Genomic DNA, 4,717 nt, shown 5'->3' on the forward strand with positions numbered 1-4,717 from the left:
CGCGTCCCCACGACCGGCGATCGGCGTACCCATCGGAATGTCCGTACCCGCACCCACCCGCGACAGCAACACCGCCAACGCCGCGTGCACCACCATGAACATCGTCGCCCGACCACGCTGCGCCACCCGCTCCAACCCGGCATGGACGTCAGCACCCACGGCGAGGGACACGTTCGCACCCCGGAACGACGACACCACGGGACGAGGCCGATCCATCGGCAGCGTCAACTCCTGCGGCGCGTCCGCCAGCGTCTTCCGCCAGTAGGCCAAATGAGCGCTGATCACGCTGTCGGCGTTCTCTGGATCGCCCAGAACCTCACGCTGCCACAGGGAGTAGTCCGCGTACTGCACCGGCAACGGCTCCCAACCCGGAGCCCTACCCTGCCGACGAGCCGCATAAGCCACGCCCAGATCCCGACCCAACACGCTCATCGACCAACCGTCGACCGCGATGTGATGAGCCACGATCAGCAACACCGACTCCACCGGCGACACGGTCAACAACCACACCCGCCACGGCAGATCAACACTCAGATCGAACCCACGACCGGAAAGCTCCGCCACCATCGACGGCAGACCATCCTCGGTCGCCTCCACCACCACCAACTGCGGACGCGCCGCGACACCCTCGACAACCCGCTGACACGCCACCCCCTCCGACTGCGGAAAGACCGTACGCAGACTCTCGTGCCGATCCGCGACGTCCCCCAACGCGGCCTCCAGCGCCAGGACGTTCAACTCACCCGACAACCGCAACGCCAACGGCATGTTGTACGCCGCGCCCTCCCCCACCTCCGCCAGACGGTTCAGGAACCACAGTCGCTGCTGCGCGAACGACAACGGCAACATCTCGGGCCGCTCCCGACGCGTCAACGCCACCTGTGCCACCGAATGATCACCGTCGATCAGCCGGGCGACCTCGGCAACTGTCGGCGCCGTGAAGAGGTCACCGATACTCACCTCGGCGTCCAGCACCGCCCGTATCCGGGCGATCACGCGCATCGCCAGGAGCGAGTCCCCGCCCAGGTTGAAGAACGATCCATCCGCGGGTACCTGGTCCACGCCCAGCACCTCGGCGAACAGGCCGCACAACAGTTCCTCGGTCGGGGTAGCCGGCGGGCGACCCTCGATCTGCCCGGCAGACTCGGGGGTTGGCAGCGCCGCCCGATCGAGCTTGTTGTTGACCGTCAGCGGCAGCGACTCCAGCACCACCACCGCCGCCGGCACCATGTAGTCCGGTAGTTGAGTCGCGGCGAACTCCCGCAGCCCTTCCACGTCGACATCGCCGTCGCTGACGGCTGGTACCACGTAGCCGACCAGTCGCTTCTCGCCCGGCCGGTCCTCCCGGACGATGACCACAACCCGGCCGACCGACTCGTGCCCGGCCAGGACCGCCTCGACCTCACCGGGCTCGACCCGGAAGCCGCGGATCTTGACCTGCTCGTCTACCCGACCCGCGAACAACAGCTGCCCGTCCGAGGTCCACCGGGCCAGGTCACCGGACCGGTACATCCGGCCACCATCGGAACCGTCGGTGTAGGGGCAGGCGACGAACCGTTCCGCGGTCAGGCCGGCGCGGGCGATGTAGCCCCGGGCCAACTGCGGACCCGCGACATACAATTCACCCGTCACCCCCGGCGGAACCGGCCGCAGGAACTCGTCCAGCACGTACACCTGGGTGTTCCCGATCGGGCGGCCGATCGGCGGCGCCGCATCGGTGGCCTTCACCGTCGGCAGTGGTACGGCAGTCGTGATGACGGTCGCCTCGGTCGGCCCGTACGTGTTCCACACCCGGGACCGTGCCGTCCACCGACTCGCCAACTCTGCCGTCAACCGTTCCGCGCCCAGGACCCAGTTCCCCACGCCGGGCACGGCCTCCGGATCCAGCACCGCCAACAACGACGGCACCACACTCGCCACACTCACCCCGGCCGACCGGATCATCCGGCTCAACGCCTCAGGATCGGTACGTTCCTCGGTCGAGGCGATCGCCAGGGTTCCACCGGCGGCCAGGGTCACCACCACGTCCAGGACCGCGGCGTCGAAACTGAACGACGCGAACTGCAACGCCACCACACCCTGGTCCACACCCAGAACCGGCCGCATCACCTCGGCCAGGTTCACCACCCCACGATGCGCGACCGCAACCCCCTTGGGCCGCCCCATCGAACCGGACGTATAGATCACGTACGCCAACGCGTCCGGGCTCACCCGCCGACCCAACGCACCCGCCGACAATTCCGCGACCTCGTCAGCAACCTCGTCGACCCTGATCGGCCGGATCCGGCCGAGAGGCATCCCGGTCAGCGTCCCGCTGGTGCCGACCACCACCGCTGCGCCGCTGTCCGCGACCATGTAGCCGAGTCGATCCATTGGATGCGCCGGGTCCAGCGGCACGAACGCGCCACCGGCCTTCCACACCGCCAGCAGACCAACCAACATGTCGACGCCGCGCGGCAGGCACAAACCCACCCGGGACTCCATCCCTACGCCCAGGCCGGTCAGGTACCGAGCCAACCGGTTCGCCCGCTCGTCGACCTCCGCGTACGTCAAGACGTCTCCGCCGCACCGCACCGCCGCCACATCCGGCGACACCAACACCCGAGCCTCGAACAACTCCGGCAACATGCGGTCGGGAACCGACACCCTCGTGTCGTTCCACCGTCGGACCACCAACGACCGCTCAGCCTCGTCCAGCAGCTCGATATCGCTGAGCCGCAGACCCGGATCCGCCGCCACCCGCTCCAACACCCGCACCAACCGGTCGACGATCGCCTGAGCGGCCCGCTCGTCAAAGAGGTCCGGCCGGTAGTTCAGCCGTACCTTCAGGCCACCGGCCGGACCGACCACCAGGCCCAGCGGATAGTTGATCGACTCCCGGATCCCGACTTCGGTGAACGTCACCGCGCTGGTCGACGGCAATTCGTTCGGGCCGCCGGGGAAGCTTTCGAAGGCCATCACGGTGTCGAAGGAGGCGCCGGCTCCGGCAAGGCGCTGGATCTCGGTCAGCCCTAGGTGCTGGTGGTCGAGCAACGCCGTCTGCTGCGCCTGCAACTCACCCAACACCTGCGCGACGGTCTGCTCCGGCCCGAAACACACCCGTACCGGGACGGTGTTGATGAACAGCCCCACCATGTTTTCCATACCGGGCAGATCGGCGGGCCGACCCGCCACCGCCGCACCGAACACGACGTCGCGGCGTCCGGTCAGTTGGCCGACCACGACGCCCCAGGCTGCCTGAACCACCGTGTTCAACGTCAGCCCGTGGGCGCGGGCCAGCTCCCGCAACGCGCCATCCAATTTCTCACCCGCCGCAGCCGACACCACACCGGCAAACGCCTGCGCAGCGCCGTGGTCGAGGGGGGCTACCAGGGTCGGCTCGTCGGCACCGGCCAGTGCCGCCCGCCATGCCTCTCGCGCGGCCTGCTCGTCCTGGCGGGCGAGCCATTCGAGATACTCCCGGTACGGCGTCACCACCGGCAGCCTTGCGATGCTGCCGCCGGCCTCATAGGTGGCCCGCAGCTCCCGCAACAGGACCTGCAGCGACCAGCCATCCAGCAGGATGTGATGCAGGGTGACGACCATCCGGTACCGGTCGACGCCTACCTTGGCGAGGAACACCCGAAGCAGCGGTGGCACTGCCAGGTCGAACCGCCGTGCGCGCTCCTCGATCGCCAGACGCTCCGACTCGGCGACCGCCGCGTCCTCGCCCAGCCCGGACAGGTCCTCCTCCCGCCACGGCAACCTGACCTGCCTGGCGATCACCTGTACCGGCTGCTGGACACCAGACACCTGCCGGAAGCCTGCCCGCAGGCTCGCGTGCCGCGCTAGCAGTGCCTCCCATGACAGACGCAGCACGCCTGCATCGACCGGACCGTCGAGCGCCAGGACGAGCTGTTCCACATAGACGTCTTCCGCACGCTCGTCGTATGTCGCGTGGAACAGAAAGCCCTCTTGGAGCGGCGACAACGGCCAGATGTCCTCGACTCGCATTTGCGTCACCGGGCGCTCCATTCATCCGCAAGATCTGTTTCGAGTTCGTCGATCTGCTTCTGGTCAATCGCGATCAGGGCAAAGTCAGATGGGGTATGGCCGCCGCTGTCGGACCCTGACGTGTGCTTGGCCAGGCCGGTCAGCATCGCCGCCCAGCCGTCGAGCAGGGTGCGTACGGTCGACTCGGTGAGTAGCTGCTCCGACCAGGCCAGCGTCAGAGCGAGTTGGGGTCCGTCCGGTAGGTCGTGGACCAAGCCCATGGCTTCGAGGGCGTGCATGACGGGCAGGCTCTCCCCCGGGCCACCTGTTGCGGCGGCGCCGGTAGGGGTCCAGTCCTGGACGGCCGTCTGGCCGGCTCCGCCGCTGGCGAAGCGGCCGAGGTAGTTGAAGCCGATCTGTGGGGTGGGCAGGTTGGCGAGTTGTGGTGCGGTGTCGGGGTTGAGGTACCGCAGCAGGCCGTAGCCGAGGCCGTCGCCGGGCACGGCGCGCAGCAGTTCCTTGATGCGTTTGATGGCTCGGCCGGCGGCGGGGCCTCCGGCTCGTACCTCGGTGAAGTTGACCGCCCCGGGGTCGAGCCGGACCGGATAGCTGTTGGTGAACCAGCCGACGGTGCGGGACAGTTCCACCCCGTCTGCCAGTGGGATACGTCCATGGCCCTCGAGGTCCACCAGCAACCCACCACCACCGTCCTGACCCTGCCGACGACGCCATTCGGTGACGGCGG

Annotated in this window: 2 protein-coding genes; both read right to left on the reverse strand. The window is 68.3% G+C overall.

What is annotated here, in order from left to right; genetic code table 11:
* Window positions 1-3,993 (reverse strand): amino acid adenylation domain-containing protein (locus ACFP2T_RS27835; protein WP_377426619.1); only part of this gene is annotated, 3,993 nt, incomplete at its 3' end.
* A gap of 5 nt (window positions 3,994-3,998) precedes the next feature.
* The coding region (locus ACFP2T_RS27840) for a condensation domain-containing protein (RefSeq protein WP_377426616.1) at window positions 3,999-4,717 on the reverse strand (719 nt) is incomplete at its 5' end.

This window comes from Plantactinospora solaniradicis (assembly GCF_042658085.1).
Classification (GTDB): Bacteria; Actinomycetota; Actinomycetes; order Mycobacteriales; family Micromonosporaceae; genus Plantactinospora; species Plantactinospora solaniradicis.